Source organism: Arsukibacterium sp. MJ3 (assembly GCF_000987765.1).
Taxonomy (GTDB): Bacteria; Pseudomonadota; Gammaproteobacteria; order Enterobacterales; family Alteromonadaceae; genus Alishewanella.
On the sequence record NZ_LAHP01000008.1, the window covers coordinates 94,200 to 121,057 of the forward strand.

Annotated in this window: 20 protein-coding genes and 2 tRNA genes; 10 read left to right on the top strand and 12 right to left on the bottom strand. The window is 48.2% G+C overall.

Features of this window, described 5'->3' with window-relative positions; translation table 11 throughout:
• The first annotated feature begins 189 nt into the window (after window positions 1–189).
• Entirely contained in the window at window positions 190–1,593 is a 1,404-nt protein-coding gene (gene rimO / locus VT06_RS08020) for a 30S ribosomal protein S12 methylthiotransferase RimO (protein ID WP_046553777.1), read from the top strand.
• Window positions 1,594–1,836: 243 nt separating this feature from the next.
• Here rimO and VT06_RS08025 read toward each other — a convergent pair whose 3' ends face one another.
• Window positions 1,837–2,421, bottom strand: coding sequence for a chemotaxis protein CheB (locus VT06_RS08025; RefSeq protein WP_046553778.1), 585 nt, complete (start codon window positions 2,419–2,421; stop codon window positions 1,837–1,839).
• Between the two features lie 244 nt (window positions 2,422–2,665).
• Here VT06_RS08025 and VT06_RS08030 point away from each other — a divergent pair, with 244 nt between their 5' ends.
• Window positions 2,666–3,511, top strand: a complete 846-nt coding sequence (locus tag VT06_RS08030; RefSeq protein ID WP_200897936.1) for a RimK family alpha-L-glutamate ligase — start codon at window positions 2,666–2,668, stop codon at window positions 3,509–3,511.
• A gap of 10 nt (window positions 3,512–3,521) precedes the next feature.
• Here VT06_RS08030 and VT06_RS08035 read toward each other — a convergent pair whose 3' ends face one another.
• A complete protein-coding gene (locus tag VT06_RS08035) occupies window positions 3,522–3,935 on the bottom strand; it encodes a GNAT family N-acetyltransferase (RefSeq protein ID WP_046553780.1) in 414 nt (137 codons plus the stop codon).
• A 264-nt stretch (window positions 3,936–4,199) separates the two neighbouring features.
• Between VT06_RS08035 and fusA the strand changes: the two genes are divergently transcribed.
• The 5 genes from fusA (at window position 4,200) to VT06_RS08060 (ending at window position 12,304) form a co-directional block, all read left to right on the top strand.
• Window positions 4,200–6,299, top strand: coding sequence for an elongation factor G (gene fusA / locus VT06_RS08040; protein ID WP_046553781.1), 2,100 nt, complete (start codon window positions 4,200–4,202; stop codon window positions 6,297–6,299).
• A gap of 177 nt (window positions 6,300–6,476) precedes the next feature.
• Complete coding sequence (locus VT06_RS08045) at window positions 6,477–7,934, top strand: circularly permuted type 2 ATP-grasp protein (RefSeq protein ID WP_046553782.1); 1,458 nt, start codon at window positions 6,477–6,479, stop codon at window positions 7,932–7,934.
• Window positions 7,935–7,937: 3 nt separating this feature from the next.
• A complete protein-coding gene (locus VT06_RS08050; RefSeq protein ID WP_046553783.1) occupies window positions 7,938–8,918 on the top strand; it encodes an alpha-E domain-containing protein in 981 nt (326 codons plus the stop codon).
• Between the two features lie 43 nt (window positions 8,919–8,961).
• Window positions 8,962–11,421, top strand: a complete 2,460-nt coding sequence (locus tag VT06_RS08055) for a circularly permuted type 2 ATP-grasp protein (protein WP_046553784.1) — start codon at window positions 8,962–8,964, stop codon at window positions 11,419–11,421.
• Between the two features lies 1 nt (window position 11,422).
• Window positions 11,423–12,304, top strand: coding sequence for a transglutaminase family protein (locus VT06_RS08060; protein ID WP_046553785.1), 882 nt, complete (start codon window positions 11,423–11,425; stop codon window positions 12,302–12,304).
• A 32-nt stretch (window positions 12,305–12,336) separates the two neighbouring features.
• Here VT06_RS08060 and VT06_RS17795 read toward each other — a convergent pair whose 3' ends face one another.
• The 5 genes from VT06_RS17795 to coxB form a co-directional block, all read right to left on the bottom strand.
• Complete coding sequence (locus VT06_RS17795) at window positions 12,337–12,510, bottom strand: YqaE/Pmp3 family membrane protein (RefSeq protein WP_046553786.1); 174 nt, start codon at window positions 12,508–12,510, stop codon at window positions 12,337–12,339.
• A 181-nt stretch (window positions 12,511–12,691) separates the two neighbouring features.
• The gene (locus tag VT06_RS08070; protein ID WP_046553787.1) at window positions 12,692–13,516 is read right to left on the bottom strand and encodes a cytochrome c oxidase assembly protein; all 825 of its coding nucleotides are present in this window, start codon (window positions 13,514–13,516) and stop codon (window positions 12,692–12,694) included.
• Window positions 13,507–13,929 (bottom strand): hypothetical protein, encoded by a 423-nt coding sequence (locus tag VT06_RS08075; protein ID WP_235357384.1) that lies wholly within the window; start codon window positions 13,927–13,929, stop codon window positions 13,507–13,509. The genes VT06_RS08070 and VT06_RS08075 overlap by 10 nt, the downstream gene beginning before the upstream one ends.
• Before the next feature lie 48 nt (window positions 13,930–13,977).
• Window positions 13,978–16,500 (bottom strand): cytochrome c oxidase subunit I, encoded by a 2,523-nt coding sequence (gene ctaD, locus VT06_RS08080; protein WP_046553789.1) that lies wholly within the window; start codon window positions 16,498–16,500, stop codon window positions 13,978–13,980.
• Window positions 16,493–17,191: a cytochrome c oxidase subunit II gene (gene coxB, locus VT06_RS08085; protein WP_235357385.1), complete on the bottom strand. Its 699-nt coding sequence runs from the start codon at window positions 17,189–17,191 to the stop codon at window positions 16,493–16,495. The genes ctaD and coxB overlap by 8 nt, the downstream gene beginning before the upstream one ends.
• 90 nt (window positions 17,192–17,281) lie before the next feature.
• On the opposite strand from coxB, the gene VT06_RS08095 reads away from it, so the two are divergent.
• On the top strand, window positions 17,282–17,761 hold the full coding sequence (locus tag VT06_RS08095; RefSeq protein WP_046553792.1) for a DUF2231 domain-containing protein: 480 nt from the start codon (window positions 17,282–17,284) through the stop codon (window positions 17,759–17,761).
• Window positions 17,762–17,787: 26 nt separating this feature from the next.
• Here the strand turns inward: VT06_RS08095 and VT06_RS08100 are convergent, their stop codons facing one another.
• The 5 genes from VT06_RS08100 to VT06_RS08120 all read right to left on the bottom strand — a co-directional run bounded on the left by VT06_RS08100 (window position 17,788) and on the right by VT06_RS08120 (window position 26,103).
• The gene (locus VT06_RS08100; RefSeq protein WP_046553793.1) at window positions 17,788–18,225 is read right to left on the bottom strand and encodes a CopD family protein; all 438 of its coding nucleotides are present in this window, start codon (window positions 18,223–18,225) and stop codon (window positions 17,788–17,790) included.
• Window positions 18,226–18,402: 177 nt separating this feature from the next.
• Window positions 18,403–21,462, bottom strand: a complete 3,060-nt coding sequence (locus VT06_RS08105) for an efflux RND transporter permease subunit (RefSeq protein ID WP_046553794.1) — start codon at window positions 21,460–21,462, stop codon at window positions 18,403–18,405.
• Window position 21,463: 1 nt separating this feature from the next.
• Entirely contained in the window at window positions 21,464–22,552 is a 1,089-nt protein-coding gene (locus VT06_RS08110) for an efflux RND transporter periplasmic adaptor subunit (RefSeq protein WP_046553831.1), read from the bottom strand.
• Between the two features lie 192 nt (window positions 22,553–22,744).
• On the bottom strand, window positions 22,745–24,748 hold the full coding sequence (gene uvrB / locus VT06_RS08115; protein ID WP_046553795.1) for an excinuclease ABC subunit UvrB: 2,004 nt from the start codon (window positions 24,746–24,748) through the stop codon (window positions 22,745–22,747).
• On the bottom strand, window positions 24,745–26,103 hold the full coding sequence (locus VT06_RS08120) for an MATE family efflux transporter (protein WP_046553796.1): 1,359 nt from the start codon (window positions 26,101–26,103) through the stop codon (window positions 24,745–24,747). Before VT06_RS08120 ends, uvrB begins: the two co-directional genes overlap by 4 nt.
• A 564-nt stretch (window positions 26,104–26,667) precedes the next feature.
• Between VT06_RS08120 and VT06_RS08125 the strand changes: the two genes are divergently transcribed.
• Window positions 26,668–26,744 (top strand) — tRNA-Asn (locus tag VT06_RS08125).
• A gap of 24 nt (window positions 26,745–26,768) precedes the next feature.
• Window positions 26,769–26,845 (top strand) — tRNA-Asn (locus VT06_RS08130).
• The last annotated feature ends 13 nt before the right edge of the window (window positions 26,846–26,858 follow it).

Genomic DNA, 26,858 nt, shown 5'->3' on the forward strand with positions numbered 1-26,858 from the left:
TGTCTCCCGGTAAAGTGATTTCTGTCCGAATATACTTACAGTACTGCATACAGTATTGACCAGATCTGCCAAGCTGCACGGAAATAAGTACAAAGCGCTTGTTATTTGTACAGCAAAACCTGTTTCTTAACTGGCTTTCAGGTATAATCCGCCGACTTTTTTCAGGTAGCCGTAACTTCAAGAGACTCTATGACAGTACAAACCTTTGACCCAAGCCAAACCACTACTCTGGATATGCCCGCCAAGGCATTAACAGCGCAGGCAAAAACCGGTGCTAACAAAGGCAATACTATCGGTTTTGTAAGTTTAGGCTGCCCGAAAAATCTGGTTGATTCTGAGCGCATCCTGACGCAGTTAAAAAGCGAAGGCTACAACATCGTACCAAGCTACGAGGATGCACAGTTAGTTATTGTTAATACTTGCGGTTTTATCGATAGTGCTGTTCAGGAATCACTGGATACCATTGGTGAAGCATTAGCCGAAAACGGCAATGTTATTGTTACCGGCTGCCTTGGTGCACGCGAAGATGAAATTCGCCAGGTGCACCCGAATGTTCTTGGTATTACCGGCCCACACTCTTATGAGAACGTATTAAAACAAGTACACCAGTTTGTACCAAAGCCAAAGTACGACCCCTTTACCATGCTGGTGCCAGACCATGGCGTTAAACTTACACCGAAACACTATGCCTATTTAAAAATTTCTGAAGGCTGCAACCACCGCTGTACTTTTTGTATTATTCCCTCCATGCGCGGCGACTTAGTAAGCCGGCCAGTGGGTGACGTACTGGATGAAGCGCAGCGCTTAAAAAATGCCGGCGTAAAAGAGCTGTTAATTATTTCACAAGACACCAGCGCCTATGGCGTTGACGTAAAATACCGCACCGGCTTCTGGAACGGCGCGCCGGTAAAAACCTCAATGCAGTCGTTATGTGAAGCGCTTGGCGAAATGGGTATTTGGGTGCGTTTGCACTATGTTTACCCCTATCCGCATGTCGATGACATTATTCCGCTTATGGCACAGGGTAAAATACTGCCCTATTTAGATATTCCGTTTCAGCATGCCAGCCCGCGTATTTTAAAGTTGATGAAACGTCCTGGCCAGGCCGAACGAGTGCTTGAGCGCATTAAAAAATGGCGTGACATCTGCCCGGAGTTAACCATTCGCTCCACCTTTATTGTCGGCTTCCCCGGTGAGACCGAAGAAGACTTCCAGATGCTGCTCGACTGGCTAGATGAAGCGCAACTCGATCGTGTTGGCTGCTTTAAATACAGCCCGGTAATAGGCGCCAAAGCCAACGAGCTGCCTGATCCGGTTCCGCAAGCAGTAATGGATGAGCGTTATGACCGCTTTATGTTAAAACAGCAAGCCATCAGCGCTGCCCGGCTGCAAGCCAAAATTGGCAAAACCATCAAGGTGCTAATTGATGAAGTAGACGACGAAGGTGCCATTGGCCGAAGCTTCGCCGATGCGCCAGAAATTGACGGTGCGGTGTACTTAAACGGCTTAACCCACGTTAAACCGGGTGATGTTATTGATGCCATAGTTGATGAAGCCGATGAGTATGACTTATGGGCATCAATTGCAGAATAAACTCGTTAATTTTTAAATAGATACGGTCAAGACATTGAAAGCGCTGGCGAAGAGATTTAAGAAGCCTCAGAAGGAAACTAACTAGCACTTTTACGGATGGCTGTTTTAACAAAGCGCAGCACCGACAGCATGTCGGTGCTGCACTTTATGTCATTTAAAAATGGCAATGCGGTAGCCCTTTTCAAGTAACATAGTAACTACTTCACGCTTAAATTCTATTTTAATTAAATCTCCCGCTTTAATTTAATTTCCACGCGCAATCAGGACAATTTGTTTAGCTATATCCTCAGGTGAAAGTACAAAATCGACACAACCGCTGGCAATTGCGCTGGTCGGCATATCTGGTTGCGTGGCGGTATCGGGTTTCTGCGCGATGGTAATGCCCCCTACTTTCTTTATGCCACAAAGCGCATCTGCTCCGTCTCCATCGTAGCCGGAAACAATAACAGCGATAAGTTTACCGTCCCAGTACTCAGTAAGGGAGCGCAGGAACACGGTAATCACGTCAGGCCAACCTCTGGGCTTAGATATTGGTTTTAGGCGAAACTCACCATCAAGTACATGCAAATCGCGCTTTTCCGGGATAATGAACACATGGTTTGGCCGAATATCTAATTTTTCCGTGATCAGTTCAACCGGCATTGCGGTATGCCCAGGCAGGATCTCATGGAGCATAGTGGCAACTGTTCTAAGGTGATTAACGATAACAATAGCAACCCCCATATCGGACGGTAGATGCCGCAGTAAACGGATATACGCATCAAGACCACCAGCCGAACCGCCTACGCAAACCACCGGAAAATGTTTTCTGTCTTTATCGGTTGCCATTAACCAGCATTCCTTAATTGGTAAATTCCGGCATCGCCAAAATTAGTAATAATTATTATGGTCAGGGCAAAATGAACTCTATATTTGGATGGTTTCCGCATCGGCATCAAATTTAACATTAGCACGCATCAAATATAGCATCTTTACCAATTGCACAGCGGAATTTATAATTAAGCAAATACGTGCATAATAGGCACTATATTTCTATGAAGGGCAATTGATGAAACGCTGCGCATTCTTAACTATGGATAGTCTTGAAGGTTTTTTCGCTTACGATGACCTGCTATTCGGCCCTTTTAGCCGACACGGCTGGCAAGTTGAGCAGGTGTCATGGCGTAAGCCTAATGTAGATTGGAACCAATATGACATAGTCGTGGTTCGCAGTACCTGGGATTATCAAACAAATGCCGAAGCATTTATCACCGTTCTGGCGCAAATTGATGCCTCTACTGCTCGTTTGGAAAATAGCCTCCGTTTAATTAAATGGAATATCAGTAAAGATTATTTAAAGGATATTCAGGGCCAGGGTATTAGCATAGTGCCCACTCTCTGGTGTCAACAGTTTGATGCGGCAAAAATAGCTGAAGCCTTTAAAACGTTTTCTACCACTGAGCTGGTAATAAAGCCTCTCATCAGTGCTAATGCCGACCATACCTACCGTCTTAGCCGGGAAAAACTGCTGATGCAGTCTCAGGAACTGGCCAAAGCTTTTGCAACACGGCCCTTTATGGTGCAACCTTTTGTACCGGCTATTGTAGAAGAAGGCGAATACTCACTATTTTATTTTGGCGGACGCTACAGCCATTGCATCATTAAAATGCCTAAAGCAGATGATTTTCGGGTACAAGAAGAACATGGTGGAACACTCAAGTTAGTAGAACCTTGTGAGGAAATGCTAACTCAGGGCCGTCATACTATGGCCTCTTTACCTGACGAGGCGTTATATGCCCGTGTTGATCTAGTGCGTTTTGCCAACGAATTTGTCGTTATGGAAATAGAGCTAATAGAGCCTTCTTTATATTTCAACATGGATCCTGCCTCACCGGAGCGTTTCACAGCGGCCTTTGTTGAGCGCTTTGGTGAAGGCTAGCAAAGCTAAGTTAAAATATTTTAACCATAAAATATTTACAGCCAGTTTTAGGATACCCTTGCTGAACCCATTGCGTGGTGTAACCGTGCTTTTGATAAAATGGCATAGCTTGAAAGTTAAGGGTATTTAGCAGGCATTTTACACACCCGCGCTGTTTCGCTGATACTTCAATTTCCTTGAGGATTTTACTGCCAAATTGCTGACCACGTAGCGCTTCAGACACCCACAACGTATCAAGTAGTAACCAATCGCCAAAGGTACGAGCCGCTGCCCCTGCCACCACGTCACCATTATCATTTTTAAGTTGTACCGCTAAAGGCCGGCGTTCGCTTACTTCCCAATTAGCCCAATTAAATTCAGCAATTTTTTTATCAAGGTACTCAATTAATGCAGGCTCTGGGTTGTCTAAAACTTCAATTTTCATTGGTACTCCAAATTACCTGGTAACCCAGGCTTTACTTTTTAATAAAAGCCGCACTACCTTATAATGCTGCCATTTATCGACAAGGTTATGCGCCACCTTATTATCGACATCTTTTATTCACGGCAAAAAAGGCAACTATAATGCACGATGGCTTGAACAACATGGATAAAAAATTAGCACCCTGTAACATTTTTTCCCTGCAAAACATTTTAAAATCCTGTATATTGTCGCACTATTTTCAAACCCTAGCTTATAGAGATTACTATGTCAGCAGATTTATCCTTATACAGAAACATTGGTATCTTCGCCCACGTTGATGCCGGCAAAACTACTACTACCGAGCGTATCCTGAAACTGACCGGTAAAATTCATAAGTTAGGCGAAGTTCACGAAGGTGAATCTACCACCGACTTCATGGAACAAGAAGCCGAGCGCGGCATAACTATTCAGTCAGCAGCTGTAAGCTGTTTCTGGAAAGGCTACCGTTTTAACGTTATCGATACCCCTGGTCACGTTGACTTCACCGTTGAAGTTTACCGTTCACTGAAAGTATTAGATGGTGGTATCGGTGTATTTTGTGGCTCTGGCGGTGTTGAACCACAATCAGAAACCAACTGGCGTTATGCCAACGATGCTGAAGTATCTCGTCTGATTTTCGTTAATAAGCTAGACCGTATCGGTGCTGATTTCATCCGGGTAACCGAACAAGTGAAAAAAGTGTTAGGTGCCAAGCCATTAATCATGGTTTTACCTATAGGCCGTGAAGAAACGTTCGTTGGTGTTGTCGATCTGTTAACTGAAAAAGCCTACATCTGGGATGAAACTGGCTTGCCAGAGAACTACACCATAACTGATGTACCTGCTGATATGGCCGATGATGTTGCTATGTATCGCGAGCAGTTAATTGAAACCGCGTTAGAACAAGACGACGACCTGCTAATGGCTTACATGGAAGGTGAACAGCCTTCAATTGAAGACATTAAACGTTGTGTCCGTAAAGGTACCCGTGACTTGGTATTCTTCCCAACTTACTGTGGTTCAGCCTTTAAAAACAAAGGTATGCAGTTAGTATTAGACGCCGTTGTTGATTACTTACCATCACCAACTGAAGTTCTGCCACAACCACTGACTGACGAAGAAGGTAACCCGAACGGTAAGTTCGCACTGGTTTCTGCTGCCGAGCCTTTCCGTGCGCTGGCTTTCAAAATCATGGACGACCGTTTTGGCGCCCTGACCTTCATCCGTGTATATTCTGGTGTACTGAACAAAGGTGACACCATTATGAATTCGTTCACAGGCAAAAGTGAGCGCATCGGTCGTATGGTTGAAATGTATGCTAATGACCGTATTGACCTTACCTCAGCGCAGGCCGGTGATATTATTGCACTTGTTGGCATGAAGAATAACACCCAGACTGGCCACACCCTGTGTGATCCTAAGCACCCTTGTACACTTGAGCCAATGGTATTCCCAGAGCCAGTAATCTCTATCTCTGTTACGCCAAAAGATAAAGGCTCCGTTGAGAAAATGAGTACTGCTATTGGTAAAATGGTGTCTGAAGATCCAACCTTCCGGGTTGAGACCGATATTGACTCTGGTGAAACCATCCTTAGAGGTATGGGTGAGTTACACCTGGATATCAAAGTCGACATTTTAAAGCGTACTTATGGTGTTGAGTTAGTTGTAGGACAGCCACAGGTGGCTTACCGCGAAACCATTACCCGCGAAATAGAAGACAGCTACACCCACAAGAAACAATCTGGTGGTTCAGGTCAGTTCGGTAAAATTGATTACCGCATTCGTCCGGGTGAGCAAAACTCAGGTTTTGCTTTCAAATCTACAGTAGTAGGTGGTAGCGTTCCAAAAGAGTTTATGCCTGCTATCGAGAAAGGCTTTGCCTCTATGATGTCAACCGGCACCCTGGCTGGCTTCCCGGTACTAGACGTTGAAGTTGAAGTATTTGACGGTGCGTTCCACGCCGTTGACTCATCAGCTATCGCCTTTGAAATTGCCGCTAAAGGCGCTTTCCGCCAGTCAATTCCAAAAGCGGGTGCACAACTGCTTGAACCAATCATGAAAGTTGACGTGTTTACGCCAGACGATCACGTAGGTGACGTTATCGGTGATTTAAACCGTCGTCGCGGCATGATCTCTGGCCAGGAAGCCGGTGTTACGGGCGTACGGATTAAAGCTTCCGTACCACTTTCTGAAATGTTTGGTTATATCAGTACCCTGCGTACTATGACATCAGGCCGTGGTCAGTTCTCTATGGAGTTCTCACACTATTCACCGTGCCCGTCAAACGTAGCTGAAACGGTTATCGCTAAAGAAAAAGAAAAGAAAGCTGCTGCTGCTAAAAACTAAGTAGTAAGCCCGCAGTTAAAAAGCCCCGCTGGTACTACCAGCGGGGCTTTTTTATTTGGCATCAGCATCCATCTGGGACCTTGCAATTGGCTCTATGGCATAAGCCTTGCTACAGTTAGTCATTGAACTTAACAACTGCAGCGCATTTTTCATCACGCGCTGCATAAGGAGTTGCCGATGAGCTCAACCCGTTTTACCCAGGGCGGCTATCCGCTAACGGCCGGCTGTTTTGACGAACTCGTCAGTGCTAATGGCAGTATTCGCCGCCCCGCTGTCGCCATTGCCCGTTTTATTGATAAGCATGGCCCCAGCGAATTAATCAGAAGACAATCATTTATAAATCAAACTATTAGTGACATGGGCGTCTGTTTTACCCTGTATGCTGATGGCGATAATATCGACCGGGCCTGGCCACTGGATGTCATGCCCCGCACTATTCCCAGCAGCGAATGGCAGCTTACCAGTGAGGGTCTGAAACAGCGCTTGCAGGCGCTTAACCTATTTATTGACGACTTATATAATGACCAGAAAATCCTAAAAGATGGCATTGTACCCAGCGCACTGGTGTTACAGTCCAGAAATTATTTAAAGGCCTGTCAGGGTGTATCGCCCCGTTATAAGGCATGGGCCAATATATGTGGCACCGATTTAGTGCGTGATGGCAACGGTAAGTTTCTGGTATTGGAAGATAATCTAAGGGTGCCTTCTGGTGTATCGTATATGCTGGAAAACCGCACCGTGATGAAACGGGTATTTCCGGAGCTGTTCGCCGACTCGACTATTTATCCGGTAGATGACTACCCGCATCAGTTGTGGAAAATGCTGGCATCATTGTCACCGCGCGATGGTGATGTTCCCTGCATCGTGCTACTAACACCTGGCATTTATAACTCTGCCTATTTTGAGCACACTTTCCTGGCCCAGCAAATGGGTATTGAGCTGGCAGAAAACCATGACATGTATGTTGAAGATAATGTGGTTTGGTTAAAAACCCTGCGCGGTAAAAGGCGGGTCGATGTTATATACCGGCGGGTCGATGATGTGTTTATTGACCCAGAAGCATTCCGGCCCGACTCGGTGCTGGGTATTCCGGGCCTGATAAGGGCCTGGGCAAAAGGCAATGTTGCCATTGCCAATGCACCCGGTTCCGGCGTGGCAGACGACAAGGTGATTTATGCTTATGTGCCACAAATTATTCAATATTATCTCGGCGAACAACCGCTGTTGGATAATGTTGAAACCTTTTTGTGTCTTGATCCCAAACAAAAAAGTTATGTGCTGGCTAACCTTGACAAACTGGTGGTGAAACCGGCCAATGAGTCTGGCGGCTACGGCATTTTAATAGGCCCCCGCTCTACCCTGGCCGAGCAACAACAAATGGCGGCAGCAATTGAAGCTAACCCACGCAATTTTATTGCTCAGCCTACGTTAAATCTTTCCACTGCCCCCACGTTATGTGGCGACGTGTTAGAACCACGCCACCTTGACCTGCGACCCTTTATTTTACAGGGTGAGGAACTTTACTGCACCACTGGTGGCTTAAGCCGGGTTGCTTTGGTCAAAGGTTCTCTGATAGTCAATTCATCCCAGGGCGGTGGTAGTAAAGACACCTGGATCATTAATGATGAGGTATAACACATGCTATTAAAATCAGTTGAACATATCTTTTGGCTTGGCCGTTATCTGGAACGTTTAGATAATACTGCCAGGCTGGTTAATGCAACCAGTCATCTGTTGATCGACAGCCATAAAGATACCAAGTTTAGCTGGCCGGTGCTGCTGGATGTGATGGGCCTTAACAGCAGCGAAGCGCTGGCAGAATATCAGCTGCCGGCAGATGCCACACCCGAACAATCCAGTATTGAACACGCGGTGATGGCGCATTTAATCAGCAACAAAGACAGTACCGTATCTATCCGTTATACCTGCAGCCAGTTAAAATTTAATGCCCGCACCATCCGCCAGCTGATTCCACGGGATATGTGGGAAGAATTAAATAAACTGGACTTATTTTTACAGCAGCATTGCCAGCTGCTGCAAGGCAGACAGCATCGCTACAATCTGATGACTGAGGTCAGCCGTCGCTGCCAGATGGTAGTGGGAGTTCTGGATGGCGTGATGTTACGCGGCGACGCTTTTGATTTGTTTAACAGCGGCCGACTGTTGGAGCGAGCCGATATGACCACCCGCATTATGGATGTGCTGGTGTTACAACAACTGCAACCGACCCAGATCAAGCGGCCGAAATTTCGCTGGACCTCTATTCTCAATGCCTTAGGAGGCATTGAGTCTTATCATTATTATGTAGCAGAGCAAAGTGGCGATGTTGATGCCATCGATTACCTGTTAACCTATGCTGATTTTCCGCGGTCTATTGCCTATTGCTTAAACCGGGTAGCGGCCTCGGCCAGAACCTTGCCACACAGTAGCAATATTTTACAGCAGGTACACGCATTGCAGGCACTGCTAAAAGACCAGCCGCTGACTGATTTATCAACGGAACAACTGCATCTGCTGATTGATCAGATCCAGGCCGGTATTATTAACCTGCATCAGGTAATAGTTACAGCCAATAGTAGCCAGCTGAGTCAGCAGCAAAGTCAGCAGCAATCTGCCTGAGCATTATCCGGCCACCTGACAGCAACGAGACCACAGGAACCCTATGTCATTGAATGCAGAGCCACCCATCTACAACGAGCAGCAACACTGGCAAGGGCTTCCCCAGTGGCAGGCAATGCAACACTGGTGGCAACAACAGAACCCCAGCCGGCAAAGCCAATTGTATAACGAATTACACCACCAGTTACGGGAAAACGGTGCTGCAGTTGACCCCTGGCATACTTCGGCGCGCCAGCTCGACTTGCAACCCTGGCTAATTGGCAGCGAGCAGTGGCACGCATTGGAAAGCGGTGTGGCGCAACGCCATAAATTGCTTAACGCTATGCTGGCTGATTTATATGGCCCGCAAAGCCTGTTACAACAGGGTATTGTTCCTGCTGATGTGGTTTATTTAAATGCCAGCTTTCTGCTGCCCTGCGCCGGATTGGCTGCGGCTCAACCCTGGTTATCACTGTTCGCCTGTGATGTTGGCCGCAATAGTGACGGTCAGTTCTGTGTTTACAATGATGTTAGCCGAGTGCCTGCCGGGCTTGGCCATGTACTGGAACATCGGCTGGCCTTTAACAACACCACCACTGAGCTGAATAATCAGATTAAAAAAACCCAGCTAGCCGGTTTTTTCCGCCAGTTACAGCAACTGCTGCAGCAACCGGCACCAGGCAGCAGCCAATTACCACTGGCTGCACTACTGACCCATCAGCAGCGCGACACGGCCTATTTTGAACATGCTTTTTTAGCTAATTATCTGGATATTGCGCTGGTCCATGGCGCAGATTTAATGTTTAAAGACGGTAAGCTATGGCTAAAAACCCTAAGCGGTTTGCAACCTATTCAAAGTGTGTTGCGCTATCTAGAGGATAACAGCTGCGATCCGCTGGAGCTGGCACCCACCAGCAATGGCTGTGCCGGCCTGCTGCAAAGCATTCGTCAGGGCCAGCTGTTTTGCGCCAACCCGCCAGGTACTTCGTTACTGGAATCCGGGGCGCTGTTGCCTTTTATGGCACAGGCCTGTCAGTTTTTACTGGCAGAGCCGCTGCAACTGGCCAGCGTAACGGCGCTATGGTGCGGTAATAGTGACGCGTTAAGCCAGCTACAACAGCAGCCACAGCGCTACTGTGTGCAACACCTGAACAGTGATCAGCAATTTGTATTATCTCAGTTAACTGATGCTGAGCTGGCCGCTTTCTGGCAGCAATTAGCCAAGCAACCCCAGGCATTTATCGCCAAAGAAATATTACCCTTAAGCCAGCTGCCCTGCCTGACGGGCAGCGGTGGCTCAGAATCGCAGTCGGCCGCCCTGCGCCTGTTTAGTCTGTTGGATAAACAACAGGAAATTGCAGTATTGCCCGGCGCTCTGGGCCGAACCAATCACCATCCGCTGGCGCTGCAAACCCAGTTAAACCAGGGTTTTAATCAGCAGTTTAATGCCAAGGATGTATGGGTACTGGCCGAGACAAGTCACAGCAGCAGCTTATTACACAATGCCCGCAGCTCGGTTACCTTGTCGCGTCAGGCGGGTTTATTGCCAAGCCGGGTGGCAGATCATTTATTCTGGCTTGGCCGCTATAACGAGCGGCTGAATTTAATTTGCCGGGCGTTACGTGCCGCCTTGCCATTACTGAGCAGCGATGACCCAAAGCAGGGCCAGTACGATGCCCGGGCCTTGCTGCAGTTTTGTCTGCAGGCCAATGGCGCCACGCCCGACCCCGACGCAACGGTTGAGGTGCTGTTGCAACCACTATTTTCAGACAGCAACCCGCAAGGGCTAGTCGCTGTGCTGAAGAACCTATTGTTTAATGCCCAGTCGGTACGGGAATACTTTGGTGAAGACACCTGGTATGTACTAGACCGGCTACAAAGCGCGGTGTACAGTTGGCCGGCACAGCCCGACTGGCTGCAACCGGCAGAGCTGTTACGTACGCTTGATGAAATTATTTTATTACAAACAGCCATTTATGGTATTAACAGCGAAACCATGACCCGCAGCCACAGTTTACGCTTTATGGATTTAGGCCAGCACCTGGAGCGGGCGCTGCAAACCTGTGGTTTACTGCATTCGGTGTTTTGCCAGACCACAGCTGCTGACAGTTTACTGGAGGCCTTGCTGCGCATGGCAGATACTCTGCTAACCTATCGCCGCCGTTATCATAGTGCCCTGCATCCGTTACCCATTGTTGACCTGCTATTACTGGATGACAGCACGCCGCGCTCGGTGAGCTACCAGTGCACCGTCTTATTACAAAAGGTCAAGATGTTGCCACCACAACAATTTGCCAATGGCACCAACCAACTGCAGGGTAATCAGAGCCAATTAGCCAGCGAAATACTGGCGTTGCTGCAGCAAACCGATCCGCAGCAGCTGTTTGACGCCGAGCAACAACCACAATTAGCGCTAAGCCACCTGTTGTTGCAATTGCAATTACGACTGCGTCAGCTATCAGATACGATCACCTTGTCGTATTTCAGTCATATTGATTTACATAACCAGTGGCAGCGTTTCTGATATGAGATATAACCTGCGTCACCTTACCCAGTACAGCTACCCGCAACCCGTTGCCAACAGTTATAACCTGGCATGTCTGACGCCACGCCAGCTGACTTATCAACAGGTCGAACAAACCCATTTAGATGTTGAGCCCTACCCTTCTGAAGTGCAACAAAGGCTTGATTACTTTGGCAACACCCAGCATTTTATTCATTTGCAAAGCCCGCATCTGCAGCTGGCAGTCACCGCCAACAGTATTGTTACCGTGCACAGCCGCGACAACGTCCTGAAAATTCAGGATGGCGCCAGCCTTAGCGAGTTACAGCAGCATATGGCCAGCCAGCATGATATGACCACTCTGCAGGCCAGACTCTGCCAGCAAAGTAGCCAGCTGATCCCATTACTGCCCCAAGCGCGGGCCTTGCTTAGCCCGTTGTTAGCTGAGGATATAAATATATTGCAGCTGGCTCAGGCACTAAATCAGCTTATTTTCAAAGAATTTCAATACGATCCGGAATTCAGTACCATTCTCACCCCCCTTAGCGAAGTCATCAAACACCAGCGCGGCGTCTGTCAGGACTTTGCACATCTGGCCATCAGCTGCCTGCGCAGTATGGGTATTCCAGCGCGCTACGTCAGTGGTTATCTGGAAACCCGCCCACCGGAAGGCCAGCCCAGACTGGTTGGCGCCGATGCCTCTCACGCCTGGTTTGCGGTATTTGACCCGACCCTCGGCTGGATTGACTTCGATCCGACCAATAACCTGTTGGCCGATGAACAACATATTACGCTCGCCTTTGGTCGGGATTATGCCGATGTGGTGCCATTGAAAGGATTGTTACAGGGAAGTGGCGAACACACGCTAACGGTAGCCGTCGACGTGGCACCCGTCAGCGGTTAATATTATGCAACACCACTGCTTTAAACTGTGGGTTAGTGCTTAAGAATTACATAGAGTGCATGAATGATGCCGGGTATAAAACCCAATAAAGTCAGTAGGATGCTTAGCCAGAAATGGCCTTTTAATCCCACCTCCAAAAACACACCTAAGGGTGGTAACAAAATAGCAAAAAGGATTTTAATCGGATCAGTCGCGGTAACAGCCATAAAAACTCCGTAAGTTTAAGATTATCAGCTTTTAACAGGCAGGAAACATGCCGCCTCCGCTGAATTTTATAACTCATTGATAACTTACTACATTTAAATTAATGTGTGCCACAAGCAAGTAATTAGATCGATAATAACTACCCTTGCTGTAAAGTTTACCGGTTGACGTGAACGTTAACATTTAGGGTGCCGTATTATTTGCTGCCAGACTATTAAGCCAGCGATAACCCAGCCAGGCCGCAGCCAGCAAATAAGGCAAGCCACCTGGTACCCACATCAGCAGCCCGGCGAGCTGCTGATCGGCAAGTTGATGGCTGGAATAATATAGTAAGCTGTCAGCGAACGTCAGAACGGCGCCCAGAAAACCTGTGTGCATCAGGGTAAACAACAACGCCAATAGCGCCCAACTACGGGTACGTTCAGTACAATGCAATATAGACCACCACAACATCGCCGCAGTAAACACAAAACAGATATGTTCCACTAAATGCCACCAGGGGTGCTCTAATGCCAACACATAAAAGCGGGGCGTATGCCAGAACCAAACCACAGCAGCATGGACATAGGCCAGGCTCATTGGATAGGTCGCCAACTTAAGCAGCGGTTGCCATACTGCTCTGCCCCAACGCCCGGTTATAGCCGCAAACTGCGGTAACGGCAGACTTAATGCCCAAAGCGGCGCAATTACCACCATAAACAACATATGCTGCACCATATGAGCACTGGCGCTGGTCTCGGCCCACTCATCCAGCGGCCCCACCACCGCATAAGCGCAAAGCAGGCAACTGCCATGAAACAGCAACGCACGCCAACGCTCTGGCGGCCTTTTGATGCTGCCCAGTAAATACATTAACCAGAACAATGCTAATATAATAACCGCGACCATTGCCGCCCAGAAACTGGCACCGTCGCTTTGCACTGGATTATGTGCCTGCAGCGGCAGGCTGACACCGGCCAACAGCAGCGCTGTAGATGTGATTAAGCCGTGTCGTAAATTCAGCTGCATGGCGTAAATACCAACATGGGTAAACCTCCAGCCAGAGTAGCGGCTGCAGCAATCAGATATAGCATAGTACTGCCAAAGCCAATGAAACGCCTGACACCGCCCTTCGCGTTAGCATTGAGCTTGCTATTGCCCTGGTTATCGTTAGCTTGCGCTGCCAACGAAATACAGTAGCGACCGCTGCGCCGCGCCAACCACAATAACAGTGTCACAACTAATAGGGTTAACCCAAAAAGAGCACCGTTTAGCCAGGTCAGCGCACCTTGTTGCTCAGCAGGCGGTGCCAGCTGACAGGCGACCGATAGCCCGGCATACATGGCAATAAACCAGATACTCCAGATCGTAAAGCCAATAACCAGTTGAGCCGGATGGCCTGGGGCAAACCAGCCACGCTTATTCATGGCATGTTTGCTCATAGCGTAATTCTTGGCAAATCTTGTAGCTTATCTCATCGTAACGAGTGTTCATAAAGATGTCCCCCAACCCAGCGGTAACATAAAAAACAGCGCCACACTCAGCCAGTACATCGCCAGGTAATAAAACCATAGTGGCTTAATTACCTGGGGCTCATACGGCAAACTGGCACTGACGTAGCCGCGAGCCACCCTAAGCGCCTGTAAGGCAGTAAGCAGCACCGCCAGCGCAGCATGACCCAACAGGTACAGCAAAATGACCATTAACACCGCATCATGGGCATTGTCGGTATAATCCAGCGGTGCCATGATAAAAAGCACCAGCAACATTAAAAAATGCAGCAAGCCGGCACCGGCACTTAACCACAACTGACGTTGCAGTTGCTTAGCCGCACCATCAGCGAGGCGCTGACACAAGCGCTGAAATAGCCATACCGCAATACATACCGGTATACCGGATAACAACAACAACCATAGTGATAGCGGCCCCTGAGCGGGCGCTGACCACTGCGGTGCCGCTGTCCATAAATAAAACCAGCCGAACAACAGCGACATATATAAGGCACCATTGGCCAGCAAGGTAACAATCATGCCCCAGCGCCCAGGGCCATCGATAGTCCGTGATTCTAATGGCAACTCCTGCTCAACGCCCTTTGTCAAGGGCGCCGCATCGGGATGCCCGCCATTCTCCCAACTCCAACGCAGTAACAACGCAATAGTTACCACCATCGCCAGCAGCGCTACTACGTACCAGCGACTTAGCAGGCTAATACATACCACGGCCAGGGCCAGTGCGCTGTAAAGCGGCCACCAGGAATTGCCCGGCAAATGCAAAATTTTTTGAATCTGGGCATTGATAGCTGAAGTACCATAGGTTTCACGCAGGCCACTGTCAGCCTGAGCCAGCCCTTCCTGCCCGGCCGTTATTCTTTCAGCCAGCTGCGGGTCCTGCCATAGCGGGTGACGACTATTAACGGTTGGTATACTGGCAAAGTTATACTGTGCTGGTGGCATATCCAGCGCCCACTCCAGGGTGTCGGCCTGCCACGGATTAGCGCTGGCCTTTTGGCCAAACCAGAAATGCAATAATAAATCCAGAAGCACCATAGCCACGCCAATAGCCATCACAAAACCACCTATGGATGACAGCAGGTTTAATCCATCCCAGCCTAAACCGGCTTCATAGGTATAAACCCGACGCGGCATACCCAGTAAACCTGTCAGATGCATTAACAGAAAAGTCAGGTTAAAGCCGCCAAAGGTTAGCCAGAAGCCCCAAGGGCCGATCACAGCCGAAGGCATTCGGCCCGATACCAACGGCAACCAGTAATACAGACCTGCTATTAACGGGAAAAACATGCCGCCAACCAGCACATAATGCATATGGGCCACCACAAAGTGAGTGTCGTGGACCTGCCAGTTAAAGGGTACCAGCGCCAGCATCACCCCGGTCAGGCCACCGCAGACAAAAATCACCAGAAAGCCACTTATCCACAGCATTGGTAAGCGGAAAACGACTTTGCCGCGCCACAAGGTGGCCAGCCAGGCAAACACCTGTATTGCGGTAGGGATGGCCACCAGCATACTGGCGATTGAAAAAAAAGCCTGCGCCAACTGTGGGATCCCCACGGTAAACATATGGTGCACCCACAGGCCAAAACTGATAAAGCCAGTCAGAATAATGGCGATAACCAGCCAGCGATAGCCGACAATCGGCCGACCGCTAAATACCGGAATAAGGGTGGAGACAATGCCGGCCGCCGGCAGGAAAATAATGTAAACCTCGGGGTGGCCGAATAACCAGAATAAGTGCTGCCACAATAATGGATCGCCCCCCGCGGCGACTGTAAAAAATGGCATGCCTGCTGCGCGTTCCAGCTCCAATAAAATACTGGCCAGAATTAACGGCGGAAAGCCAAATACTATCATCAGGGCCATGACCAGAATGTACCAGCAGAACAAGGGCATCCGGCTAAGCGTCATGCCCTTGGCTCGGCTACACAAAATGGAAACCGTTAGCTCAATACCGGCTGCCATCGCCGAAATTTCGACAAAGGTAATACCCAGCAACCAGAAGTCAGAGCCGGGCCCGGGAGCAAACTCGCTGCTACTAAGTGGGGTATACATAAACCAGCCGGAATCGGGTGCAATACCGAGAAACAGGCTGAACATAATAATAATGCCGCCAAATAAGTAGCAGTAGTAACCTAGGGCACTTATCCGTGGAAACACTAAATCACGGGCGCCTATCATTTTTGGGATCAAATAAATGGCCAGGCCTTCCAGCACCGGAATAGCAAATAAAAACATCATTACGCTGCCGTGCATGGTAAAAAGCTGGCTGTACACGCCGGCACTGATTATATCCTGCTCAGGCAACGCTAGTTGGGTGCGCAGTAGCATTGCCAGTACGCCGCCAATCAGGAAAAACAGCATACCTGTTACCATAAAACGCAGGCCAATAGTGCCATGATTTACCGCGGCCAAACTGCCCCAACCGGGTAAATTCGCCCATACCCCGGCGAGTTTACTGGCGTAAGCTGGCGGCGATGATCCTGACTTGGCCTCATTCATCTGAAGCATTCTCCTGTAATTTGTGATGCGCAGCGGTGTGTCCCTGTAGCCACAGTGCAAATTTCACTGGCTCATGTGCAGTTACCGTAAATTGCATATGAGCATGACCCAGGCCACAATATTCGGCGCACTGGCCGCGATATATACCCGGCTCAGATGCTTCCAGCCGTAACACATTAGTCCGCCCGGGTAACATATCCAGTTTTACCCCCAGTCTGGGTACCCAAAAAGAATGAATAACATCGGCGCTGGTCAGGTGCAGATGCACCGGAGTATTTACCGGAATATGCAACTCATCAGTCAGTTGCCGCTCATAACCGGGATATTCAATCTGCCAATACCATTGGTGGCCGGTCACCTTAATATAGACCGCGTCTTCAGCGCTCAGCGGCATCATCCGCTGCCCTATTGGCACGCCTGCAATCAGCAGCGCCGTAATACTGACAACAGGCAATACCAAGCCGCCCCAGAGGATCCAGCGGCAACTTGGTGCATCTGCAGCATCATTTGCCTGACGTATTATTGCGTAGTGCCATAGCAGTACCACCGCCAACAAAATAATGCTGAAAAAGCCAAACATCGCCCACCACAACCATGCCACCTCGGCGGCAGCTGGCCCCTTAGGGTCAAGCGCTGAGAAAGGTCCACTGCAAGCTGTCTGGCTAAGTAGTGTGATAGCGCCGCAGAACACTGCTACACTCTTTGGCAACGAAGTGGGTCGCAACCGATTTGGCTGGGATAATTTAGTGAGCACAGCGCTTAATGTTTTGTGAGGTTTGATATGTCGATGGAACCGATTAACAGCCAGATCCAGGTATTTGGCCACCCTATTCACCCCGGGCTTATTCATTTTCCGGTGGCCGCGTTGCTCGGCCTGATTGCCACTGATCTGGCATTTATGTACGGTAGCGATCCGTTCTGGGCCAGAGCCAGCTTGTGGCTGGCTGGGGTCGGCGCTATTGGTGGCTGGCTGGCCAGTATTGCCGGCTTGATGGATTTGCTGCTGGTAAGCCAAATAAGACGCCTGATCAGTGGTTGGTGTCATGCGATGCTGGCAGTCATGTTGCTGTCGCTGGCCACGTTTAACTGGCTGCTGCGCCTGCCCGATGCTGCTGCCCAAATCATGCCCAAAGGGCTTTACTTGTCGTTGCTCAGTGGTTTGTTGATTGTCGCTACCGGCTATCTTGGTGGCCGGCTGGTCTATGAGTATGCCGTGGGAGTGAATATTGACGATATGCTGCAAGAAGACGCTAAATCGTGAACCAGCAATCGCCTGATTCAGCCATATCATGATGCAAACCATCGCAACGCCTCCAACTGCGGTTTTAGCAATACTAAGACAATAATGCTCGACAATAACAATAAAACAATACCAAGCAAGCCATAGCTTTTACCCGCCACGCTTTTGGCCGCTGGCCGGTGGCTGTACAAAATCAGCAAACCGGCAGTAACGTGGCACACCACTAATGCGGTTACTACTGTCAGTTTCAGTAACAACCACCTGTCTAAGTTATCATCAAACGCGAAAATTGCCGTACCAGAGACTATCGTTAATAAGCCGGCCGGGCTCGCCAGCAGGGTAAACCATAAGCGCTCTAAACTATCGCTCTTTTTAGAGATTTGCGGGCCTACCGATGAAGCACGCGGTATTAGCAGCAATAAAATACATAGGGCCGCCGCCCACGTCACCAAACTGCCAATATGCAAGAACAACAACCAGAGCATGAACCTATTCCATTAGTTACAGGCAAGATAAGCAAACATCCACGCAAAATGTTAATTACATGAATATGTTAAGTATTGCTGTTAACTGTAGCAGACAAAAACAGAGGTGCAGCCCGGCCGGCAAAAAAGTTTGCCCACCGGAGCTTATTTGAGCAGCATCACCCTAAACAACGGATTTTAATACTGAATATTTTTTATTTTAAATACGGTGCAATATAATACCGGCAAAAACAGTAATGTCAGTAATGTCGCAAACCCCAGGCCAAACATAATCACCACAGCCAGACTTGAAAAAAACACATCGCCCAATAGCGGGATCATTCCCAAAATGGTGGTAATAGCTGCCATAGCGACCGGCCTTACCCGGCTAACCGCGCTATCAAATACCGCATCAAAAGCCGCCTTGCCCTCTGCCAGCTCCAATTTTATTTGTTCTACCAGTACAATGCAGTTTTTAATGAGCATGCCGGATAAACTTAAAAACCCCAACAGCGCAATAAAACCAAAAGGGGCCCCAAGCAGTAACAACCCGAAACTAACACCGATAATCGCTAACGGTACACAAGCCCATATTACTAAAGCGCTTCGCAGCGAATTAAACATTAGCACTGTGACCACAAACATCAGCAAATACCCCAAGGGTAAAGAGCTAAACAGCGCGCGTTGCGCTTTTTGTTGGGCTTCGTACTCACCGCCCCAACTGAGAAAGTAGCCGGTGGGCATTGTAATAGCTTCAATATCCGCTTTAACCCTGGCATGCAATGCCGATGCAGTATCCTCTGACAAGGTGTCATGATCAGCCATAACGGTAATGGTTCTTTTACGATCACGCCGCTGAATTTGTGCATCTTCCCACACTAAATCAAAACCGGTAACAACCTGGGTGATCGGTACATATCGCTGCAATTTATTACTATAAACCTGTAAATCGTACAACGCATCCAGATTATCCCGTTCGGCTAACGGTGACCGGGCGACGATTGGCAGCAAATGCGTGCCATCCCGATACATACCCACAGTGCGCCCCGACATGCTGGTCAGCAACACTTCATCAATATCTTGTTTGCTAATACCCGCTCGTCTTGCCATCGCTTCGTTAAAATGAGGCCGGATCACCTTCGCCCGCTCGCGCCAGTTATCTCTGATACTAACGGCCTGACCATCGGCCAGTAAAATGGCTTTAGCCTGCTCAGCCAACTGGCGCAGGGTGTCTGGATTAGCACCGCTAAAACGCGCCTCAATTTTAGCCGGCGTGGACGGCCCTACTTCCAAACGTAATAACTTATGCTGCAAGCGTGGTAGCTGCGCGGTAATATAATCACGGGTATGCTGCATTAGTGCGGGTAATTGCTCGCGATGTTCAGCCCTGACAATTAATTGACTGTAAGCGGCAAAGTTTTTTTCCGGCTGATACGTTAACATAAAGCGTTCAGCCCCCCGGCCACTGGTACTGGTAACATGGCTTACTCCATCGAGCGTCGATAGATAATTCATCAACACCACGGCATCGGCGGTGGCATGACGAATGTCAGTACCTTCAGGTTGCCATAAATCAACCAGAAAAATTGGTGTATTAGAGGGTGGAAAAAACACCTGCTTAACATTACCAAAGCCAATAACAGCAACCACCAGCAACGTCAGAGTAAAGCCATAAGTCACCAGCCTATAGCGTAACGCCAACATAAGCACAGCACGATAGAGATTGAAGATCACGCCCTGATACAGTGGCTCTGGCTCACTATTGCCAGGCTGTAGTTTATCTTTAAATAACATACTGGCAAAAAACGGTGTCAGGGTTATCGCAGTGATCCAGCTAAGCAGCAACGACACCAATAATACCCAAAACAAACTGCCGGCAAATTCGCCGGTTGCATCACTCGATAAACCAATGGGTGCAAAGGCCGCAATGGCAATTACGGTGGCGCCAAGTAACGGCCACTGGGTTTGTTTAACAATTAAACTGGCGGCGTCGGCCAGTTTTAAGCGGCGCTGCATGCCAATTAAAATACCTTCGGTAATTACAATGGCGTTATCTACCAGCATGCCAAGGGCAATAATTAGTGCCCCTAGCGACACTCGCTGCAACTCAATTTGCATCTGCTGCATAAAAATAAAAGTACCCAGCACCGTTAAAAGCAGAATAACACCGATTAAAATACCGCTGCGTAATCCCATAAACAGCAATAAAACGGCAATTACAATTGCCACCGCTGCCGCTAAGTTCAAAATAAAACCACTAACCGAATTCGCCACTTCATCCGGCTGGTTGTAGATAGTATGCAGCAGCATACCCACTGGTTTGTTATATTCCAGCTCGGCTAACCGCTGCTGCACATGTGCGCCGGCGTTAACCACGTTAACCCCACTGGAGAATGATATGCCTAAGGTAAGTGCATTCTGGCCAGCGAAGCGGATGAGCTGATTTGGTGCTTCGACGTTTTCCCGATAAACTTTTGCAACATCACCCAGATAAATTAACTCTTTTGAATCAGGGCTTGAGATAATCAGTGTTTCCAGCTCAGCTACCGACTGAAATTCACCGGTTGGATAAATGCGTAGCCGGTCTGGCCCCACTTTAATAGAGCCGGCATTTGCCACCATATTCTGGCTTTGTAATAAGGCAGAAAGCGTTTGCGGTGCAATACCCAGTGCCGTTAAGCGCGGCCTGGAAATTTCAACAATCACTTGTTCTTGCTGCACACCACCCACAGCTACCTTACCAACGCCTTGCACCAGCACCAGCTCCCGGCGCAGAAAATCAACATAGTCACGCAGTTCATCGTCATTAAAGTCGGCACCGCTAACAGCATATAATATGCCATACACATCACCAAAATCGTCTTTAACCTGCGGTGGCCGCACACCCGGCGGCAACTGAGGTTGCAAGTCATTTACCTTGTGGCGCAGTTCATCCCATATTTGTTTTAACTCTTTGGCGCGGTAAGTATCTTTCATCTCAACCACTAGCTGCGACAAGCCGGCAGTAGAAACCGAGGTAACATGATTAACATAAGGTAATTGTTGAATTGCATTTTCCAGCGGATAAGTCACTTCTTCTTCTACCTGAATAGGTGATGCGCCGGGATACTGGGTAATGATTAGCGCCTGCTTTAAGGTAAACTGCGGATCTTCCAGCCGGCCCAGCCCCATATAAGCGGCAATACCACCAAACAATAAAATGGCGGCAAACAACCAGGATGACGTGCGGTACTGAATAAAATAGCGAGCCAGATCCATGTTACAGCCCTCGCTCACGCACCCACGGCCTGACCTGCTGGCCTTCACTAAGTTGCTGCACCCCGGCGGTAACAATTTGCTCACCTGCAGCAAGGCCTGAAGTAATCGCAGCGCCGGCGCTGGTTAAACTACTGACGGTAACCTGACGCTGACTAACCACACCATTTTGCGGATTAAACACCCAGACATAACTTTGCTGGCTGCTTAAGCTGCTATCGCTTGGCATAAAAATGGCACTGGCTGGAATAAAAAGCGCTGCAACATAGGCGGCATTAATTTTACTAACCTCAGCAATAACGTTAGCGGTCATACCGGACAGTACATTAAATTCGGTAGGGGTGGCCATACTAAACACCACTTTAAAGCTGTTAGTGGCCGGATCAGCCCGGGTGTCCCACTCGCGAATGCGAGCACGGTACCGATACATCGGGTGTGAGTCAAAAACCACCTCGGGTTGATAATCAAAATCTTGCCGGACATTGGAAATCACATCTTCAGGTACCTGAATAACAACATCGACCTGATCCCGTACCTGTAATTCCATAATAGCTTGCTGAGCCGACACATTTTCATGATTTTCAACTAATAAGCGCGAAATAATACCCGCAAAAGGCGCTTCTAACCGGGTATAACTCAGGGCCGTTTCGGCGGTTGATAAATCAGCTTGGGCCACTTGCAATTGCGCTCTGGCTTCATCAAATACTGCTTGGGATACCAATTTCTGCGCAATAAGCTGTTCGGCACGGGTAAATTGGGTTTGCGCCAGCTCAAAGCGGGCTTTAGCCTGATCTAACTTCAAATTAAAGTCAGTATCGTCCAACCGGGCAAGCAGTTCGCCATTTTGTACCAACTGGCCTGGTCGGGCAATAAGTTGCACCAACTTACCACTCACCCTGAAGGTAAGATTTGCCCGCTCTGTCGGCTCTACTACCGCAGGGAATTGCCTTACCGCAGCGCTTGATTCCGTACTCACCTGATGCAATTTAACCGGTCTTATCAGCGGCTGCACCGGTTCAGGTTTAGGCTCTGTGCAACCAAGCAATACTATTCCCGCACAAGCCAAAAGCAACAACTTTGATAAACGCAGCATAACAATCATCCTGAAAACCTGATGTAACAAAAAAAGAGGGCAAAAACACCACAGCCAAAACAAGGCAAAACAAGGCAAAACAAGGCAAAACGGTAACTAAGCGTTTAGCAAGCCACAACTAATCAGCTCTGACCAGTAAAACATATTAAACAGTAAAACATGTCCATTAACAGCAAGTTTTTACGCTAGCGGTTAAATTTCCAGCAATGCCTGTTTTAATTGCTGCACCTCATCACGCACTGCAGCAGCTTGTTCAAATTCTAAATCTTTAGCGTGCTGCAGCATTTTTTGTTCCAGCTGTTTCATTTGTGCTTGCAGCTGATATGGCGTTTTACCTTTAACCAGTTTCATCTGTTCAGCCACTTTTCGAAGTGCCGTTGGTGCGGTGGGTGCTTGACCCAAATCCATCACATCAGAAATTTTCTTACGAATAGCGGTGGGAGAAATACCCCGTTCCAGGTTATAGGCAATTTGCTTATCGCGGCGCCGATCTGTTTCATCTATGGCACGCTGCATTGAACCGGTGATCCTGTCAGCATACAAAATAGCTTTACCTTTCAGGTTTCGAGCAGCCCGCCCCATGGTTTGAATTAAGGCGCGGTCTGAGCGTAAAAAGCCTTCTTTATCGGCATCAAGAATCGCTACCAGCGACACTTCTGGAATATCCAGCCCCTCGCGCAATAAATTAATGCCCACCAATACATCAAATACACCAAGGCGTAAATCACGGATAATTTCCATCCGCTCAACGGTATCGATATCAGAGTGTAAATAACGAACCCGGATTTGATGTTCGCTCAGGTATTCCGTTAAATCTTCCGCCATCTTTTTAGTTAATGTGGTCACCAACACCCGTTCACCAAGTTCCGCACGGGCCAGCGCTTCAGACATTAAGTCATCGACCTGGCTGCCCACCGGCCGAATTTCAATAACCGGATCGAGCAGCCCCGTTGGCCGCACAACTTGTTCAATTACTTCACCGCCAGATTTTTCCAACTCATATTTAGCTGGCGTGGCAGAGACATATACCCGTTGCGGTGCAATAGCTTCGAATTCATCAAACTTTAGGGGCCGGTTATCCAGTGCTGAAGGTAAGCGAAAACCATAATTTACCAGATTTTCTTTGCGTGAACGGTCGCCTTTATACATGGCGCCAATTTGCGATACGGTAACGTGCGATTCATCGATAAACATTAAGCCATCTGCCGGAAAATAATCCAGCAAGGTCGGTGGCGGCTCGCCATTGCCGCGGCCCGATAAATAGCGCGAGTAATTCTCAATACCCGAACAATAACCAAGCTCAACCATCATCTCAATATCAAACTGGGTACGCTGAGCAATGCGCTGTTCTTCCAGTAATTTATTGTTGTCGAGTAAATCAGCCCGTCGCGATACCAACTCAATTTTTATCTGCTCTACCGCTGCCAGTATTTTCTCACGCGGCGTAACATAATGCGTTTTCGGGTAAATGGTATAGCGGATAACCACTTGCTCTACCGCCCCGGTTAACGGGTCAAATATACTTATTCGCTCAATTTCTTCGTCAAATAGTTCAACCCGCACCGCCATTTCGTCCGACTCTGCCGGAAAAATGTCGATAACATCACCACGCACCCGGTAGGTAGCTCGCTGAAACGCAATATCATTTCGATTATATTGCAGCTCGGCCAGCCGCCGCAGAATAAAACGTTGATCAACAATATCCCCTACTTTTAAATGCAGTAACATTTTCATGTAGGATACCGGATCGCCTAAACCATAAATGGCTGACACAGAGGCAATAATAACCACGTCGCGCCGCTCCATTAGTGCTTTAGTCGCCGACAAACGCATTTGTTCTATATGCTCGTTTATAGACGCGTCTTTTTCAATAAAGGTATCGGTAGAGGGTACATAGGCTTCTGGCTGATAGTAGTCATAATAGGAAACAAAGTACTCTACTGAATTATGCGGAAAAAACGTTTTCATCTCACCGTATAGCTGGGCAGCCAAGGTTTTATTATGGGCCATAATTAAGGTGGGCCGGTTAACTTTAGCAATCACATTGGCCATGGTGAAGGTTTTACCGGAACCCGTTACTCCCAGCAAGGTTTGATGGGCTAAACCCGACTCAAGGCCATCAACCAATTTTGTGATGGCTTCAGGTTGATCGCCCGCCGGTTGATAATCTGACACCAATTCAAAAGCCCGGGTCATAATGTCTCCTTTAAATTAAACAAACTAACCCGGTTAAACCAAGTGTAAGCAATAATGGCAGTAAACAAATTGGCGATAACACAACCGGCAAACACCCCGACTACGCCAAATAACTGGCCGCCAGTCCACGCCAACGGCACATAGAATACAAATAATCGAATTAGGCTTAGCCAAAGCGCCTTAGCTGGTTGATGCAGAGCGTTAAAAGACGAGTTGGTTAAAATTGTGATGCCCTGCAAACCATAAGCCAGCGGCATTATCCATAAAAACCAACGAATAAAACGCGCAACATCCGCATCATCAGTAAACACTGACGCAATCGGCCACGCCAGCGCGGCCAACACCACATAAACGGCAAGTTGCCAGCGAATAATAAAAAAAGTGGTAATTCGGTACGCATGGTGTACCCGTCGCAAATTATCAGCACCGAGATTCTGACTAATAAATGGCGGTAACGTCATCGATAACGCCAATACTACTAATAAAGCAATACTTTCCAGTCTGGCGCCTACGCCAAAGGCAGCAACAGCTGCCGCGCCATAGCTGGCCATTATCGCTGTTAAAATAGCCATCGCCAGCGGCGTTAACATATTGGCACCAGCCGCAGGCAGTCCAATTCGCAATATTTTACGGTAAATAGGCAAGCAAACCGCCAGTGGCTGCCAAGCTTTCGTTAATAAACCACGCTTAAACAACAACCAGATAATCAGGCCACAACCCGTTGACCAGGCGATTACCGAGGCTACGGCAGCACCTTGCATTCCCATAGCAGGCACAGGGCCAAAACCAAAAATAAAAATCGGATCTAAAACGGCATTAATCACCCCACTCATCGCCATAATAATGCTAGGTGTTTTGGTATCACCCGACGCCCGCAATACTGCATTGCCAACCAGTGGCATTACCAGCAATACCGCCCCTGCAAACCAAATCATCATATAGTCTTCAATAAAGCCCAGCGTATCAGCTCCTGCCCCAAGCAAGCGGAACATGGGCGTTAGTAATGCCATACCAAGCAAACTTAGTGCCAGTACCATATAAGTTGCCAGCCAAAGCGCGGCCAGCGCATCAGCCTGAGCCTCTTTGTTATTGCCGGCCCCTAATGCTCTGGCGATAACGGCTGAAGTGCCAATACTCAGACCTATTGCCAGGCTTATTACGGTAAAAGTAACCGGAAAAGTAAAACTGATGGCCGCCAACGGTGTAGTACCTAACATACTGATGAAAAAAGTATCAACCAGATTAAAGGTCATCAGGGTCAGCATACCGGCCAATACGGGCAGAGTCATATTACGCAGCGTTTTGCTAATATCACCTTGTAAAATTTGATTTACTGACGGCGCCGGGTTACTCATACATCGAGCCTATTTAAGATTAAGCCACTATTGTAGTGAAAAGCGCCGGGCCATACCATGGCAAAGCCTTAAAAAGCGCGGCTTTAGCTATTTACAAAGCCGATAAACGTCATATCAGGAAAAGTAGTTCACAATTCGGCCTTGCTTATTTTATGCCACAATGCTGCGTTTTGATATAACTAAAAATTGCTGGCGGTTTTTCTAAATATATGTTTTTACTGAATTTATTATTTTTCACTTTGCTACTTGACCGGCTTGAAAAGCATAGAATACAAGGCTTAGCCACGCTAAATACAGAGTCACCCACAGACTTATCCACAGCTTCTGTGGGTAAGTTTTGCAAAGCCAGTGAGCATAGGCTCTGGTAGTAATTACGAAACGAGGTTCAACGCTATTAAATAGCACTGCGCTACAATCATTGACTAAATTAAATGCTATCAAGGCTGAAAAAGTCATGGTTTTGTTTAAACAATACGCAACTAAACGCGCAAAGCAAAAATCACTGCGGCAAAGTGTTGACAGGGTCCATAGCTGGCATTAGTATTGCGCCCCGTTGCATACTGTTCCCCAATAGCTCAGCTGGTTAGAGCGTCGGACTGTTAATCCGTAGGTCGTTGGTTCGAGTCCAACTTGGGGAGCCAACAGCAGCAGCATTTTTATACCTTTCCCCAATAGCTCAGCTGGTTAGAGCGGCGGACTGTTAATCCGTAGGTCGTTGGTTCGAGTCCAACTTGGGGAGCCAAAGGTAACATACT

Coding starts and splice junctions, on each gene's coding strand:
- rimO (WP_046553777.1), top strand. CDS start 190: ATGACAGTACAAACCTTTGACCCAAGCCAAACCACTACTCTGGATATG.
- VT06_RS08025 (WP_046553778.1), bottom strand. CDS start 2,421: ATGGCAACCGATAAAGACAGAAAACATTTTCCGGTGGTTTGCGTAGGC.
- VT06_RS08030 (WP_200897936.1), top strand. CDS start 2,666: ATGGATAGTCTTGAAGGTTTTTTCGCTTACGATGACCTGCTATTCGGC.
- VT06_RS08035 (WP_046553780.1), bottom strand. CDS start 3,935: ATGAAAATTGAAGTTTTAGACAACCCAGAGCCTGCATTAATTGAGTAC.
- fusA (WP_046553781.1), top strand. CDS start 4,200: ATGTCAGCAGATTTATCCTTATACAGAAACATTGGTATCTTCGCCCAC.
- VT06_RS08045 (WP_046553782.1), top strand. CDS start 6,477: ATGAGCTCAACCCGTTTTACCCAGGGCGGCTATCCGCTAACGGCCGGC.
- VT06_RS08050 (WP_046553783.1), top strand. CDS start 7,938: ATGCTATTAAAATCAGTTGAACATATCTTTTGGCTTGGCCGTTATCTG.
- VT06_RS08055 (WP_046553784.1), top strand. CDS start 8,962: ATGTCATTGAATGCAGAGCCACCCATCTACAACGAGCAGCAACACTGG.
- VT06_RS08060 (WP_046553785.1), top strand. CDS start 11,423: ATGAGATATAACCTGCGTCACCTTACCCAGTACAGCTACCCGCAACCC.
- VT06_RS17795 (WP_046553786.1), bottom strand. CDS start 12,510: ATGGCTGTTACCGCGACTGATCCGATTAAAATCCTTTTTGCTATTTTG.
- VT06_RS08070 (WP_046553787.1), bottom strand. CDS start 13,516: ATGCAGCTGAATTTACGACACGGCTTAATCACATCTACAGCGCTGCTG.
- VT06_RS08075 (WP_235357384.1), bottom strand. CDS start 13,929: ATGAGCAAACATGCCATGAATAAGCGTGGCTGGTTTGCCCCAGGCCAT.
- ctaD (WP_046553789.1), bottom strand. CDS start 16,500: ATGAATGAGGCCAAGTCAGGATCATCGCCGCCAGCTTACGCCAGTAAA.
- VT06_RS08095 (WP_046553792.1), top strand. CDS start 17,282: ATGTCGATGGAACCGATTAACAGCCAGATCCAGGTATTTGGCCACCCT.
- VT06_RS08100 (WP_046553793.1), bottom strand. CDS start 18,225: ATGCTCTGGTTGTTGTTCTTGCATATTGGCAGTTTGGTGACGTGGGCG.
- VT06_RS08105 (WP_046553794.1), bottom strand. CDS start 21,462: ATGGATCTGGCTCGCTATTTTATTCAGTACCGCACGTCATCCTGGTTG.
- VT06_RS08110 (WP_046553831.1), bottom strand. CDS start 22,552: ATGCTGCGTTTATCAAAGTTGTTGCTTTTGGCTTGTGCGGGAATAGTA.
- uvrB (WP_046553795.1), bottom strand. CDS start 24,748: ATGACCCGGGCTTTTGAATTGGTGTCAGATTATCAACCGGCGGGCGAT.
- VT06_RS08120 (WP_046553796.1), bottom strand. CDS start 26,103: ATGAGTAACCCGGCGCCGTCAGTAAATCAAATTTTACAAGGTGATATT.